At 34.5% G+C, this 14,743-nt stretch carries 14 protein-coding genes; 10 read left to right on the top strand and 4 right to left on the bottom strand.

Annotation, left to right across the window (positions count from 1 at the left end; genetic code table 11):
• The first annotated feature begins 8 nt into the window (after positions 1–8).
• Positions 9–1,541 carry an ATP-binding cassette domain-containing protein gene (locus BFS35_RS09575; RefSeq protein WP_099581110.1) on the top strand — a complete coding sequence of 511 codons (1,533 nt, stop codon included), beginning with the start codon at positions 9–11 and terminating at the stop codon, positions 1,539–1,541.
• Positions 1,542–1,550: 9 nt separating this feature from the next.
• Positions 1,551–2,414, top strand: coding sequence for a hypothetical protein (locus BFS35_RS09570; RefSeq protein WP_099581112.1), 864 nt, complete (start codon positions 1,551–1,553; stop codon positions 2,412–2,414).
• 31 nt (positions 2,415–2,445) lie between these two features.
• Here BFS35_RS09570 and BFS35_RS09565 read toward each other — a convergent pair whose 3' ends face one another.
• Positions 2,446–3,438 carry a metal-dependent hydrolase gene (locus tag BFS35_RS09565; protein WP_099581113.1) on the bottom strand — a complete coding sequence of 331 codons (993 nt, stop codon included), beginning with the start codon at positions 3,436–3,438 and terminating at the stop codon, positions 2,446–2,448.
• A gap of 96 nt (positions 3,439–3,534) precedes the next feature.
• On the opposite strand from BFS35_RS09565, the gene mutY reads away from it, so the two are divergent.
• The 5 genes from mutY (at position 3,535) to BFS35_RS09540 (ending at position 9,388) form a co-directional block, all read left to right on the top strand.
• A complete protein-coding gene (gene mutY / locus BFS35_RS09560) occupies positions 3,535–4,578 on the top strand; it encodes an A/G-specific adenine glycosylase (RefSeq protein WP_099581115.1) in 1,044 nt (347 codons plus the stop codon).
• Between the two features lie 72 nt (positions 4,579–4,650).
• Entirely contained in the window at positions 4,651–5,199 is a 549-nt protein-coding gene (ntdP, locus tag BFS35_RS09555) for a nucleoside tri-diphosphate phosphatase (protein WP_096075953.1), read from the top strand.
• A gap of 48 nt (positions 5,200–5,247) precedes the next feature.
• On the top strand, positions 5,248–6,993 hold the full coding sequence (locus tag BFS35_RS09550) for an ABC transporter ATP-binding protein (RefSeq protein WP_099581116.1): 1,746 nt from the start codon (positions 5,248–5,250) through the stop codon (positions 6,991–6,993).
• 60 nt (positions 6,994–7,053) lie between these two features.
• Complete coding sequence (locus BFS35_RS09545; protein ID WP_099581118.1) at positions 7,054–8,652, top strand: FMN-binding glutamate synthase family protein; 1,599 nt, start codon at positions 7,054–7,056, stop codon at positions 8,650–8,652.
• Positions 8,653–8,782: 130 nt separating this feature from the next.
• Entirely contained in the window at positions 8,783–9,388 is a 606-nt protein-coding gene (locus BFS35_RS09540) for a DNA-3-methyladenine glycosylase (RefSeq protein WP_099581120.1), read from the top strand.
• 28 nt (positions 9,389–9,416) lie between these two features.
• Here the strand turns inward: BFS35_RS09540 and BFS35_RS09535 are convergent, their stop codons facing one another.
• Both BFS35_RS09535 and BFS35_RS09530 read right to left on the bottom strand, forming a co-directional pair.
• Positions 9,417–10,502 carry an FUSC family protein gene (locus tag BFS35_RS09535; RefSeq protein ID WP_099581122.1) on the bottom strand — a complete coding sequence of 362 codons (1,086 nt, stop codon included), beginning with the start codon at positions 10,500–10,502 and terminating at the stop codon, positions 9,417–9,419.
• A gap of 54 nt (positions 10,503–10,556) precedes the next feature.
• Entirely contained in the window at positions 10,557–11,855 is a 1,299-nt protein-coding gene (locus BFS35_RS09530) for a glutamate-1-semialdehyde 2,1-aminomutase (RefSeq protein ID WP_099581124.1), read from the bottom strand.
• Positions 11,856–11,935: 80 nt separating this feature from the next.
• Between BFS35_RS09530 and BFS35_RS09525 the strand changes: the two genes are divergently transcribed.
• The 3 genes from BFS35_RS09525 to perR all read left to right on the top strand — a co-directional run bounded on the left by BFS35_RS09525 (position 11,936) and on the right by perR (position 13,943).
• Entirely contained in the window at positions 11,936–12,391 is a 456-nt protein-coding gene (locus tag BFS35_RS09525; protein WP_099581126.1) for a peroxiredoxin, read from the top strand.
• A gap of 12 nt (positions 12,392–12,403) precedes the next feature.
• Positions 12,404–13,354: an NAD(P)-dependent oxidoreductase gene (locus BFS35_RS09520; protein ID WP_099581128.1), complete on the top strand. Its 951-nt coding sequence runs from the start codon at positions 12,404–12,406 to the stop codon at positions 13,352–13,354.
• Between the two features lie 130 nt (positions 13,355–13,484).
• Positions 13,485–13,943: a peroxide-responsive transcriptional repressor PerR gene (gene perR, locus BFS35_RS09515; protein ID WP_099581130.1), complete on the top strand. Its 459-nt coding sequence runs from the start codon at positions 13,485–13,487 to the stop codon at positions 13,941–13,943.
• A gap of 27 nt (positions 13,944–13,970) precedes the next feature.
• On the opposite strand, the gene BFS35_RS09510 is transcribed toward perR, so the two are convergent.
• Positions 13,971–14,393, bottom strand: coding sequence for a YgzB family protein (locus tag BFS35_RS09510; protein ID WP_099581132.1), 423 nt, complete (start codon positions 14,391–14,393; stop codon positions 13,971–13,973).
• Between the last annotated feature and the right edge of the window lie 350 nt (positions 14,394–14,743).

Raw genomic sequence — 14,743 nt, 5'->3', positions numbered from 1 at the left:
GAATAAAAATGTCAAATAATATTTTAGTAAGACTGGTAAATGTAACAAAATACTTCCGACATGTCAGCGGATTCTCAAAGTTTAGAGATATTATTATGCCGGAATCTAAAAATCATCATGTTGAAGTAAAAGATGTTACGATCCATCTATACAAAGGAGAAATTTTAGGTTTAATCGGAATACCCAACTCTGGGAAATCTGTCATCGGTAAATTAATATCAAAAGTTGTTGAACCAAATGAAGGACGTGTAAAAAACGATCATCCGACTTTTTTAGCGAGTCATAACCATATTCTTGATGGAGAATCATCCGTTAAGCAACTGATTGAATCTATCTTCTTATCATATAATCTTCCATTAAATTCATTTAATGAAAAACGTAAACATGTTCTTGATTTTAGTGGTTTAAAAGATCAGGAGAAAAAATCAACGAATGATTTAACAACATCTGACCGCTCTAAGTTAATGATAGCATTAGCATATTTTTTAAAGCCAGAAGTTATTATCTTTGATGATTTATATCAACATCTTGATGATGTTTTTAAAGAAAAATTTGGCATGGTGATTGATTTACTTGTTAAGGAAGGCAAATCAATCGTATTAATTGAGTCAGATATTGACTTTATTAATTCTAAAGCAAATTATATTACCTGGATGAGTCATGGACAGGTGAGGAAGTCTGGTACGCCAGCTGAAATTATTCCACTATATCATACATATATTAAAGAATATAATAGTTGTCGTAATGAGAGTGAAAGAGAACTATTTGACTTGAATTATAAGATGGGCAGATCTCTTGATCATGATGAAGGAGATAAATTAAGTCGTATCAAACGTTATGGTGGGGTTATTGTAGATGAAAGTCTACAAAAGCTGCTTACAACGAGTGCGCTAATATTGTTTGGTATTGCCCTCATGTTCGTATTATTACTGAATAATATCGGTGTACCAAGTAAAATTACTGCTACTGAAGAAAATAGTATCGTCGAAAAACCGAAGAAAGAATATATTGATAAGTATGCATTCGGTGTAACAAATAAGGAAACGAAGCTTACAAATAAATCTAAAGATATTAAGTTACCAGGCAATACAGTACTAACAATCTCCGGCTTGAACGAAAAAGTTTATAGAGTAGATTTTGCAGGCAGCGCAATGGATGTTAATAAAAAAGATATTACTTATATCAATCCAGCTGCATTGTATGATGAGCATACGTATAGTGAGCTTGAAGATTATATGTATGGCAATTATGTTAACTTTAGAGAATTCTTTAATGGGTACTTAGGCAAAAGTCATGCAACAATCAATAAAGAGTTGTATCCAGAAACAAAAGATAGATTTAAAGTTAAATTAACAAAGAATAAAATTAATCTGCACTTTAACGATACGAATCATATGAATGGTATTAGTTTTCCGATAGAAAATGCAGCAGGTTTAAAAAAGAAATTTGGCATTCAAACAGATGAATGGATCGTAAAAATTGGAGAAGGATATGGCATTGCAGACTTTTCGAAGAATGAATGGCTATATATTCAGATGTAGGTGTGAATCATGAATGAATTATTAAACACAATCAAATATATTCCACATACAATTAAAAATGCATTAATTGAGATTTACTATAATCAAAAGCTTTATTCTATCTGGTTATTGATTAATTTACTATTAATCGCTGCGACTTTCTTGTTGCTTAATATTACCGAGAGTCTGCCAATCGAAAAATTATCTAAAGTGTGGTCGCTTTCTGGTTATTTAGTATTCTTCTGGATCGCATGTTCTGTATATTTTTCGATGAAGATGCTACAGACAAGAGGATTTATGCTAAATATTACAAATACACCGACGTATGTATTAACGACGGTTCAGATTATTAACTTTTTCTTGTTGTTTATATTATCTTTATTGATGCTGTTGCTTATTTCAGCGACAAACAAAGTAGAGATGGATACAAGCTTTCTGTGTATATTGTACTTTTCATTGTTAACATTTTTATTATTGATGCCAATATGTACGTTACTTGCTTTAACGTCACATTTAATTCGTAATATGCGCTGGATTATCATAGGCATTTTAGCAGTTATTTTTATTAGTGTGCCTATTTTATGGATTCCATCAGATTTACCTGAACTTGTTGTAAACATATTAAAGCTTAATCCATTTTATTTTGTAGTGAATGGTATTGAGGAGTCTGTTGTATTAGGAACAACACCTTTTCTTAATTTACCGAGCCAGATGATCTTCCTTTTCGAACTAATATTAATCTACATGTGGTTTAGCTATCTTTACAAAATTCTAAAGGATGAAATCAATGTCAATAAATCTGTGATGTCTGATAATGAAGATAACTTTAAGCATAAAGACAATAAACTGAACGTAAAAAATATTAAATTCGGCAAAATAAAAAATAAAAAGTAAAAATAGAGTAAAAGATGCAGTCCTGCATCTTTTACTCTATTATTTTTACGCGGCCACGTAATAATTTTTTTTGTAATTTATCTTCAGAGAACACCCATCCGGTATAACTATGAGTTACCTTGTAGTTACTATCTAATCCTAATATGGCTACAAAAGAATAGTGTCCTTTCTTTAAATAACGTAAATCAATAAAACGCAGTTCATAGCCAGTATCTGTTTTTGTGACTGTCCAGCGGTAAATTGAACTGAAATTAATAAATGCTTTAAAATTAGGGTCATTCTTTGCATACTGCATATATTTTGCTTCAGGAAAAGGTATGCGTTTAAAGCGATCATTAAAGTTAACCGAACGCTTATAGCTACGACCAATATAATCATGTGTGTTTGTCTGGATGGCGACACGCCATTCAAAGAAACGTATCGTAGGTGCTACGAAAGTTTTGATAATGCTTTCATCTTTCGGTATTAATTTGATGGCTGCACGTTTAATCGATTGTTGAAGTATACGTCTAATGATATAGTAGATTACTAGTATAATAATTAAGCTTGTAAAGATATAAACGGGATTACCACCAAAGTACCACAAAGTGATTGCACCAATATGCAGTAAGAAAATGATGGGATCAAACGTATTGATAATGCCAATTTGAATCCATTTCTTCGTTAGCGGTCTTAGTGCCTGCGTCCCATAAGAATTAAAAATATCGACAAATACGTGCAGAAAGACGGCAATTTGTGCCCATAACCATATATGGAAATATTGATTTTCTTTAAAGATAAAACTCACTAATATTGTAATGAGGATTGGCCACATCAATGTAAATGGAATTGAATGTGTAATACCTCTATGGTTATTGATATAGACGGCATTATTTTTAAATTTTAACACTGTATCAATGTCAGGAATCTGACTTCCGACCATTACTGTTGTTACGATAGCAGGGTACATTGTTGTAACTGCCGGATCAATCGTTGATAATCCTGCAAGTGCAACGCCCATAACGACATGAGTAGCTGTATCCATATGAATCATCCCTTTCATATACTATTATAAGCGAAATTTCATAGAAGCATGAACGAAATTAATCGAATTAACAATAAATTTAGAAAGTTGGTTGTTATGAAACATAAAGCAACGTTTAGTAAAGATTTATTAAAATGGTTTGAACATAATAAAAGACAGATGCCGTGGCGTGAGACGAAAGACCCATATAAAATATGGTTATCTGAAGTCATGCTGCAGCAAACACAAGTAAACACAGTTCGTGCCTATTACACAAGATTTATCGAGCGGTTCCCGAGTGTTGATATACTTGCTGAAACACCCATTGATGAGGTTGCAAAATATTGGGAAGGTTTGGGCTATTATTCACGCATTAGAAATTTTCATCAGGCAATTCGTGATGTAAAAGACAATTACAATAGTGAAGTACCAAATGACCCATCTACATTTCTCTCATTGAAAGGTGTTGGTCCATATACACAGGGCGCTGTAATGAGTATTGCATTTAATCATCCATTACCGGCAGTGGATGGCAATGTATATCGTGTATTTGCAAGACTTGATAATGATCACTTTGATATATCTAATTCAAAAGCACGACGTCATTTTGAATCGAAAGTAATGGAAGTGATGCCGGAAACAGCAGGTGATTTCAATGAAGCGTTGATGGAACTAGGGGCAACGGTGTGCACACCAAAGACACCATTATGTATGCTTTGTCCCGTTCAAAGTCACTGCGAAGCCTTTGAAGAGGGAAATGTATTGAATTTACCAGTTAAGTTGAAAAAAGTTAAGAAAACAGTTCAGCAATATAAAGTTCTGATTATTCAAAAGGATGGACAGATCATTATTGAACAGCGACCTGAAACAGGATTACTTGCTTCGATGTGGCAGTTTCCGATGTTTGAAATGGATACACATGTCAGTGATATTGAAGAAAAAATGGATATGTCATTGTTTATTGAAGACACACCGATCGTTAAGACGAAACATCAATTTACACATTTGGAATGGCAGCTGGAAGTATATCTTGCACATACGAAAGATATCATACCTGAAAACTATCAACTCATTTCAGTTGAAGACAAAGATTTATATAATTTTCCGGTATCGATGACTAAAATCTTTAATTATTATATTGATAACAATCATCAAGTTTAATTTCGTTTATTGAGGCCTTTATTATGTTATAATTTAAAATGCAAATATTATAAATTATAGGTGGTGTGGAATATGGTCAAAGAATCCATACCAAATGAAGGCCAGAATGTGCAGATACAAAGTTATAAACATAATGGGAAAATCCACAGAGTCTGGTCTGAAACAACGATTTTAAAAGGGACGAATCATGTTATCATTGGGGGTAATAATCGCACGCTTGTAACTGAAAGTGACGGTAGAACATGGGTTACAAGAGAACCAGCTATCGTGTATTTTCATTCAGAGTATTGGTTTAATGTTATTTGTATGTTTAGAGAAGATGGTGTGTATTATTACTGCAACTTATCATCACCATTTATTTATGATACAGAAGCCATTAAATACATTGATTATGATTTAGACATTAAAGTTTATCCTAATGGTAAGTATCACTTATTGGATGAAGATGAATATGAACAGCATATGAAACAGATGAACTATCCAAAAGAGATTGATGAAATCCTGAGGCGAAACGTTGATATTTTGCAGCAATGGATTGAGAGGAAAAAGGGACCATTTGCGCCGGATTTCATAAAGGTCTGGCAAGAGCGTTTTCATTTCCAGAAAAGAATGAAAGATTAAATCAACCTACTTATTAGGTTGATTTAATTTTGTTAAGGGAGTTTTTATATGATAAAACGGTATATGCAGTTTGTTAAACCATACTGGATGTTGATTATTTTAACCATTGCCATCGGAATTCTGAAGTTTGGTATTCCGTTACTGATCCCATTACTGATTAAATATGTGATCGATGATGTCATCAGTAATGGTGCCATGACAATTGAAGAGAAAAAGTCAGCATTGATGAATGCGATATTAATCTTCGGATTTATCTTCGTGGTCATTCGTCCGCCGGTAGAGTATTATAGACAATATTTAGCACAGTGGACAAGTAACAAAATATTATATGATATTAGAAAGAAACTTTATAAACATTTACAGGCACTTAGTGTCAGATTTTATGCTAACAATAAAGTTGGAGAAGTTATTTCACGTGTTATTAACGATGTAGAGTCAACGAAAGACTTTATCGTTACTGGATTGATGAACGTCTGGCTGGATTTAGTAACAATCATCATCGCACTTGCAATCATGTTTACGATGGACGTGAAATTAACATTAATTTCATTGATCGTCTTCCCATTCTATATGTTTAGTATCTATTACTTCTTTGGTAATCTCCGCAAATTAACGCGTGCACGAAGTCAGTCTCTAGCGGAAGTACAAGGTTTCTTACATGAACGAGTACAAGGGATGACTGTGATAAAGACATTTGCAATTGAAGAGGAAGAGAATGAACGCTTTAATAAACGCAATAAAAATTTCCTGAAGAAAGCAACTGACCATACGAAATGGAATGCGAAAAGTTTTGCAGTCATTAATACAATTACGGATATCGGACCGCTACTTGTCGTAGGGTTTGGTGCATTTCTAGTGATCGAAGGTAATTTAACGGTCGGAAGTTTAGCAGCTTTTATCGCCTATCTCGACCGTTTATACGGACCGCTACGTCGATTAGTATCTTCGTCAACAACGCTGACACAAAGTTTAGCTTCGATGGACCGTATGTTCCAGCTCTTTGATGAGCCATATGATGTCAAAGATGAACCGCATGCACGTGATATCAAGGTTCAGCATGGTGACATTACATTTAAAAATGTAGGATTTAAATATAATGAAGATGATGAAGAAGTGTTACATCATGTCAATCTAGACATCAATAGCGGTGAAACCGTTGCATTTGTTGGTATGAGTGGTGGCGGAAAGTCGACGATGATCAGTTTAATACCAAGATTCTATGATGTGACTAGCGGTGAAATTGAAATTGATCACGTACCTTTAAAGGATTATTCAATTGAAAGTTTAAGAACACAAATTGGTATGGTCATGCAGGATAATATACTGTTCTCTGAATCAATAAGAGAAAATATATTACTCGGTAAACCAAATGCGACAGAGGAAGAAATGATCTATGCAGCAAAACTTGCGAATGCGCATGACTTTATTATGAGCTTACCAGATGGTTACGACACTGAAGTTGGTGAACGTGGTGTTAAATTATCTGGTGGCCAAAAACAACGTGTAGCTATTTCTCGTGTATTCCTGAAGAATCCACCGATATTAATTCTGGATGAAGCGACAAGTGCACTTGATCTTGAAAGTGAAGCGGTTATTCAGGAAGCGCTGGAAACATTATCGAAAGATAGAACAACCGTGATTGTCGCACACAGACTATCTACGATTACACATGCAGATAAAATTGTTGTGATTCAGAACGGTGAGATAGTTGAAATTGGAACGCACCAGGAATTAATGAACAACCGCTCACACTATTATAATTTATATTCAATTCAGCATTTAGAAGCAGAATAGTGTGGAGTGTTTGAGCCCTCTATTGTATGATATATATATTATACATAGGGGGTATTTTTTGTGGATTTGTTACAAACCATTCAATTGATTGTGGATACAATTCTTTTGATACTGATACTGATTGTTGCGATTGGGGTATTTTCACTTATATTTGTGGATAAGAAGCAAAGTCAGCATAGTATTTTAAGAAATTATCCAGTGTTAGGGCGTGTCCGTTATTTCTTTGAGAAGATTGGACCAGAAATGAGACAATATTTAATTCAGTCAGATAATGAATCGACACCTTTTTCAAGAAAAGATTATTTAGATGTTGTAAAAGCAGGGAAATATAAATCACGTATCGGCGGATTCGGCTCAAGACGTGACTTTAATGCACCAGGATTCTATATTCAGAATTCAATTTTCCCGAAACAACCAAACGAACTTGCTATTGATCAGGCAGAAAAGATAGATACGAAAGTTTATAAACTGGATTCAGAAGGGTTATTCTCAAGAAAAGAGCATCGTGAAAGTGAAGTTGTAGATCCATATCTGCTTTCTGATGAACATGCTGTTGTACTTGGCCAAAACTGTAAATATCCATTTCATGTAAAGCGTTTAATCGGTCAATCTGGAATGAGTTATGGCGCACTTGGTAAAAACGCCATTTCTGCACTGTCAAAAGGTTTAGGTCTTGCACGTACTTGGATGAATACGGGTGAAGGTGGTTTAAGTGATCATCATTTAAGCGGTCATACAGATATTATCTTTCAAATCGGACCTGGCTTGTTTGGAGTTCGTGATGAGGATGGGAATTTCAGTGAAGAACAGTTTATGAAAAAAGCACATAATGCGTATGTAAAAGCATTTGAGATTAAACTTGCGCAAGGAGCAAAGACACGTGGGGGTCACGTTGAAGCAGATAAAGTAACTGAAGAAATAGCGATGATCCGAAACGTTAAACCTTATACGACAATTAACTCACCGAATCGATTTACATTTATGGAGAATAATATTGATTTATTACGTTTCGTAAAAAGACTGCAGGATTTAAGTGGTAAGCCGGTTGGATTTAAGATGGTTGTCGGTAATTTAGATATGCTTTATAGTCTTGTTGCAGATATGAAGGAAACGGGTATCTATCCTGATTTTATTACTTTAGATGGTGGTGAAGGCGGTACAGGTGCCACTTATCAGGAATTAGAAGATACAGTAGGATTACCATTATTCTCTGCATTACCGATATTAAATGCAGTACTTGTGGAGAATGGTCTGCGTGATAATATTAAGATTATTGCTTCAGGTAAGTTGATTACTCCAGATAAAGTTGCGATTGCGCTTGGTCTTGGCGCAGACTTAGTTCAAGTTGCACGTGCGATGATGATGAGTGTCGGATGTATTATGGCACAACAATGTCATACGAATGATTGTCCTGTTGGAGTAGCAACAACTGATCCGGATAAAGAGAAAGGTTTAGTTGTAGAAGAAAAGCAGTATCGTGTTACCAATTATGTTATCAGTATGCATGAAGGTTTATTTAATCTTGCTGCTGCATGCGGCGTTGAAAGTCCGACACAAATTACAGCGAAACACTTGTTATATCGTACTGAAAATGGTGAGATTATCACTGGTGAGCAGTACGTAAATAGAATGTATAAAGCTTTAAAAGAAGCAGTTTAATTATAAAGTGATAAACTCAATATGGGTTTATCGCTTTTTCTTTATTTATTAGAATGATTTCTTAATTGAGTCTAAATTAAATTTGCATATCAAGATATTGTAAGGGTAAATGAAGAATGAGGTGATATTAATGGATTTAACATTTCTTAAGGATGACACGCTTTTAGCTGCAAAAAATTTACTCGGTAAAAAAATTACTACAAAAATAGACGGCAAGCTTACAAGCGGCTATATAACTGAAGTAGAAGCCTATTTAGGAGAAGATGATAAAGCTGCACATGCTTATCAATTACGTCGTACGAAAAAAAATGAAATGATGTATCGAGAATACGGTGGTGTATATGTCTACACGATGCATGGACATCACTGCATGAATTTTATAACACGTGATGCTACAAGACCAGAAGGAGTATTGATAAGAGCGATTGAACCTGATGAAGGGATAGATACGATGATTGAGCGTCGGGGCAGAGCAGTAAATATAACTGATGGTCCAGGAAAATTAACACAAAGTTTAGGTGTTAAGCGCGATTTACATAATGGGACACGGTTAAATGAAGGACCTATTCAGTTATCTGAAGGTAAGGTGCCAGCGCAAATAATAGAAAGCAAACGCATCGGTATCGATAATAAAGAAGAAGCAGTAGAATATTTATATCGATTTACTGTAAAGGGCAATCCTTACGTTTCAAAAGACAGGGTTAAACCTGAAGAGAAAAATGGCTGGAAAGCATAAATTAAAAAAGCAGTCGAAAGACTGCTTTTTAATAATCGATATTTTCGTTTGCTATCGTGATCTTTTTATCTTCTTTATGGTATTTATAGAAACTATGTGTGATGCGGTCGAGATGTTCTAATCGGTCTCGATAATCAAAAATAGTACCGATAACAATTAAAACATGTTCTTTACTATATTCAGGTGATTGCTGTTGTTCAATTTCTTTTAGAAATGCATCAAGAATATTTTCTTTAAACGCTTCGTTAATCATGTAGTTATCATCAATTTTAGTCGCTGGAACTTTTTGAGTTACGCGCATTAAAATTTCCTCGTGTATCGTCATTAATTCATCAAGCTCAAATTTAATCTGAACTTTTAACTCTTCGGGCAAATGTATAATATCATTTTCATAGCGATGTAATTTTCGCAAAACATCATGTGCACGTCGTGTCGCTAAAATGATTTCTTTAAAAATAATTTTTTTCCTGATGTTACGAATACTTCCTTTTTTTGAATACGCACGTTCTTCTTTATATAAGTTATATTGCTCTTCCACTTTTTCGATTCTGCTTCGAATATCATCGATGTCACGTTTTACTGCATGAAATTCTGTCGAACCGTTAATTTCAAGTCGAATCCATTTAAAGATATCGCTACTGATATTCAAACAGTTATAATACATCTTCGTTTCAAACTTAGGTGGCAGGAACAATGTATTCACGACAAAGGCACTTACTACGCCGATCATAACAAAAGTGAATCGGTAGATAGCTGATAAAAAGAAATCGCCATCCTGGTGATCCATTATGATGAGCTGTGTTACGACGGCAAGACTCGTTACATGAGATAAGTTTAATTTTTGTAATACTGATATTAAAATTATCGATGTGATACCGATAATAACGATATGAAATCCGAATAAATGTGCCATAATAACTGCTAATACTGCGCCGATTAAATTCCCCTGAAACTGTTCGATGATTGTCTTAAAAGATCGATAGACGTTTGGCTGCATAGCAAATAATGCTGAGATACCAGCTACGATTGCACCAGGTGCATTAATTGCATGTGCGATGAATAAAGAAATGATGATAGCGATGCCGGTTTTAAAAATACGTGCGCCTAATTTCATTTGTTAGCTCTACCTCATTATTTGATTGATAGTACACTTATACATGAATTTTAATTATTTTTCAACCGTCATTGACATAAATGCATTTTCTACTGCTTTTAATGTCTCCTGAATATCTTGTTCTGTATGTTCAGTTGTAATAAACCATGCTTCATACTTCGAAGGTGCTAAGTTAATCCCTTGGTTCAGCATCAATTTAAAGAACTTCGCAAATGCTTCACCGTCAGTGTTTTCTGCCTGTTCATAGTTGACAACTTTTTCATCGGTAAAGTAGATGGTCATTGCACCCATTAAACGGTTGATTGTTGCACGAATATTATATTTTTTGATAAGTGCTAACATACCGTCCTCTAATATTTTACCAAGACGGTCTAGCTCTTCATAGACACCATCTTGTTTAATGACTTCAAGTAACGCAATACCTGCCTGCATACTTAATGGATTTCCTGCCATCGTACCTGCCTGATATGTTGGTCCGAGTGGTGCCACATGTTCCATTATGTCTTGACGACCACCGTATGCACCAATTGGTAATCCTCCACCGATGACTTTACCGAAAGCAGTTAAATCGGGTTTTACCCCTAAAAGATCCTGAGCACCACCATACATGAAGCGGAAAGCGGTAATTACTTCATCATAGATTACTAAAGCACCATGTTCATGGGCGATATCATTTACTGCTTGTAAAAATCCTTCTTTCGGTTCAACGATTCCAAAGTTACCGACAATCGGTTCAACTAATACTCCGGCAATCTGATCACCGAAATGGTGGAAGGCTTCTTTAAATTGTTCAATATCATTAAAAGGAACAGTGATCACTTCTTGTGCTACACTCTTTGGTACACCAGCTGAGTCAGGCGTACCGAGTTGTGACGGACCACTACCTGCAGCAACAAGTACTAAATCAGAGTGGCCGTGATAACAACCGGCGAATTTAATAATTTTATCGCGTTTCGTGAATGCGCGTGCTACTCGGATTGTTGTCATTACTGCTTCGGTTCCAGAGTTTACGAAACGGACCTTTTCTAAAGAAGGGATCGCTTCTTTCAGCATTTCAGCAAACACAACTTCGTGTTCAGTCGGCGTACCATATAATACACCATTTTCAGCTGCACGCTTAATCGCTTCAGTAATATGGGGATGTGCATGTCCTGTAATGATAGGTCCATATGCTGCTAAATAATCAATATATTTATTACCATCAACATCGTAGAAGTATGCACCTTCACCACGTGCCATTACTACTGGCGCACCGCCGCCAACTGCTTTATAAGAACGCGATGGTGAGTTTACGCCACCTAAGATTGCTTCATTTGCACGTTGCTGTATTTTTTCAGAATTTGTAAAATTCATTTTATCAACCTCTTTTTGTTTAGTATTTTCGTCTACTAGTCTATCATAGAGTTAATAAAAATTTGATTAGGAGGATTAATATGTTGAAAATTGGAGATAATTTACCTGCATTTGCAATGGAAAATCAAAATGGAGAAGTTGTAACAAATGAGTCGTTACTTGGCCAAAAGACGGTATTATATTTTTATCCTAGAGATAATACACCGACATGTACAACACAAGCTTGTGATTTTAATGATCATCTTGAAGATTTGAATGAACTGGGTGCAAAAATTTACGGAGTGAGTGGGGACAGTAAAACGAAACATACGAATTTTATTAAGAAGCACAATTTGAAATTTGATTTACTTGTTGATGATAACTATCAGTATTCAGAAGCACTTGGTATTTATCGTTTGAAAAAATCATTTGGCAAAGAAGCAATGGGTATTGTAAGAACTACGATTATTCTGGATGAAGATAACAAAGTTATTGCATATTTTGATGGTGTTAAGGTGAAACAACAAATGGATGATATTCAGTCAGTTTTACGATAAGGAGAGAAAGCTATGAAAGTGATTTCTACGATTGATCTAAAAGAATTGATAGACGAATTAAGAGAACAATATCCAGAACATCAATTTATCCAGCGTGAAGGATTTGATCTTTTAACAGATGAAGATATTCAAACGATGGAAGTCATCATTACTTATGATTCTAAGCTGAATGAAACAATTATCAATAAAGCGAAAAACTTAAAATGGATTGCATGGTATGCAGCAGGTGTTAATAAATTGCCACTATCCCTTATCAATGACAAAGGAATCACATTAACTAACGCGCGTGGAGTGCATAAAATCCAGATTTCTGAGTATATATTCAGCTATATTATGACGGATTATAAAAATGTAATTCCTTACTATGAACTACAGCAAGAAAAAGGATATAAAACAAAGATTCGTCATAAAGAGTTATTTGAACAAACGATTACCTTTATCGGAACAGGTGAAATCCCGCAATATGCAGCACATATCGCAAAAACTTTCGGTATGAAAGTGATTGGTCTTAATACAGATGGTAGAAAAATCTCGGGATTTGATGAAGTATACGCAATCGATGACAGAGCAAAAGCGTTCGTTCAGTCAGATATAATTGTCAATGTATTACCAGAGACAGACAAAACGATAGATTTACTAACGATAGAAGATTTTCAGAAGATGGGCGAGGATGCTTTATTTATAAATGTCGGAAGAGGAACAATTACAAAAGAAGAAGTACTTATTAAAGCTTTGCAGGATAAAATTATTAGAAAAGCATGTTTAGACGTTTACTATAATGAACCACTTGAACCGACAAATCCACTTTATGCATTAGACAATGTTATTATGACACCGCATATTACTGGGAACAGTGTTCATTACAACCGACGAGCAACAGAAATCTTTAAGAAGAATTTGTCTGTTGGTATAGAAAACGAAGCGGATTTTGTGAATAAAGTCGATGTTTCAAAGGGGTATTGAGATCATCGATAACTGCAATAAATAAGCGAGATACATAGGACTATCATTACATCCCGAAATTGTCTATTTGACATTTTTGAAAAAAAGAATGTAAAATAGAATTAATATAAAGTAGGAAAGGGGTGTTATGATGTCAGCTGAAATGAATATGGAACATATGCTTGACGATGCGATTCAAAGTTTACGAAAAACTGGCGTGAGAATAACACCGCAAAGACAGGCAGTACTTAGATTTTTAATCGAATCTAATAGTCATCCTACTGCCGATGAAATATATAAAGCGTTATCTCCACAGTTTTCGAACATGAGTGTAGCAACTGTCTATAACAATTTAAAAGTTTTTAAAGACAGCGGTTTAGTTAAAGAACTCACATATGGAGATGCAGCAAGTCGTTTTGATTTTGAAACAGATAACCACTATCACGTTATATGTAGTGAATGTGGTAAGATTACTGATTTCCACTATCCTAGACTTGATGAAGTAGAGAATATCGCTCAACATATTACAAGCTTTGCAGTGACACATCATCGTATGGAGATTTATGGTGTATGTCCAGAATGTATGAACAAAAAAGGAAATCGCAAATAGCGATTTCCTTTTTTGTTATTAAATATTCTACAAGTTACTATCGTTATTAGTTTCTTGTTTTTCTTTTTCTTCTAATACTTTACTCTTTCTTGCGTTGTTATAATCTTCGTTAAATTCTTTTCCTTCTAATGTAGGATCTAACGTAAGTGGCTGGTTGCAGTTTGCACAAATATCAGCACGACCTAACATTTTAGTATAGTGCTCACAGTTTGGACAACGCACCTGAATGGTCTTTGTTGAAAGCATTCCAATCCAGAAATAAACAACGAAACTAATTAAGAAAAGAATCGTTCCTAATAATAAGAACAGAGAAAAGATCAGTTGACTATGGTAAAAGTAAAAGATTGCAGAACCGATATACATAACGATCATTGCCAGGAAGATTAAGCCGAGTGCCCATGAACGGATGCGATTAATCTTGCTTGTCGGTTTTTTATTGAATAATTTCAAACCATCATCTCCTATATAATACTGAAAAGCATTATATCATATTAATAAATGATTATCTCACTTAACTGTATATTCTTTATAAAAGTACAGAAGAAACAGATTGAATAAGTACTAAGATAAAATAATATCATCAAAGGAATTACTATAGTTTACATTAAAAACTAAATAAAGATAAAAAAATTGATAAAAGGTATTGACGAAAGTAATCCATCTTGATAAGATATAAAAGTCGCTGAAAACAAGTGATGCACAGCTTTAAGACATCGAAATTAACAAAGTGAAAAAGTGTAAAACTTGCACTTGAAACTATGTTCATAACGATGTAATATAATAAAGCAAGAAAGATTACT

It is taken from the genome of Macrococcoides goetzii (assembly GCF_002742385.2).
Classification (GTDB): domain Bacteria; phylum Bacillota; class Bacilli; order Staphylococcales; family Staphylococcaceae; genus Macrococcoides; species Macrococcoides goetzii.
Note: the sequence above shows the minus strand (reverse complement) of the source record. Positions and strands in the feature narration are given on the sequence as shown.

Excerpts from the sequence above, each read along its gene's own strand:
- BFS35_RS09575 (WP_099581110.1), top strand. The coding sequence starts at position 9 with ATGTCAAATAATATTTTAGTAAGACTGGTAAATGTAACAAAATACTTC.
- BFS35_RS09570 (WP_099581112.1), top strand. The coding sequence starts at position 1,551 with ATGAATGAATTATTAAACACAATCAAATATATTCCACATACAATTAAA.
- BFS35_RS09565 (WP_099581113.1), bottom strand. The coding sequence starts at position 3,438 with ATGGATACAGCTACTCATGTCGTTATGGGCGTTGCACTTGCAGGATTA.
- mutY (WP_099581115.1), top strand. The coding sequence starts at position 3,535 with ATGAAACATAAAGCAACGTTTAGTAAAGATTTATTAAAATGGTTTGAA.
- ntdP (WP_096075953.1), top strand. The coding sequence starts at position 4,651 with ATGGTCAAAGAATCCATACCAAATGAAGGCCAGAATGTGCAGATACAA.
- BFS35_RS09550 (WP_099581116.1), top strand. The coding sequence starts at position 5,248 with ATGATAAAACGGTATATGCAGTTTGTTAAACCATACTGGATGTTGATT.
- BFS35_RS09540 (WP_099581120.1), top strand. The coding sequence starts at position 8,783 with ATGGATTTAACATTTCTTAAGGATGACACGCTTTTAGCTGCAAAAAAT.
- BFS35_RS09535 (WP_099581122.1), bottom strand. The coding sequence starts at position 10,502 with ATGAAATTAGGCGCACGTATTTTTAAAACCGGCATCGCTATCATCATT.
- BFS35_RS09530 (WP_099581124.1), bottom strand. The coding sequence starts at position 11,855 with ATGAATTTTACAAATTCTGAAAAAATACAGCAACGTGCAAATGAAGCA.
- BFS35_RS09525 (WP_099581126.1), top strand. The coding sequence starts at position 11,936 with ATGTTGAAAATTGGAGATAATTTACCTGCATTTGCAATGGAAAATCAA.
- BFS35_RS09520 (WP_099581128.1), top strand. The coding sequence starts at position 12,404 with ATGAAAGTGATTTCTACGATTGATCTAAAAGAATTGATAGACGAATTA.
- perR (WP_099581130.1), top strand. The coding sequence starts at position 13,485 with ATGTCAGCTGAAATGAATATGGAACATATGCTTGACGATGCGATTCAA.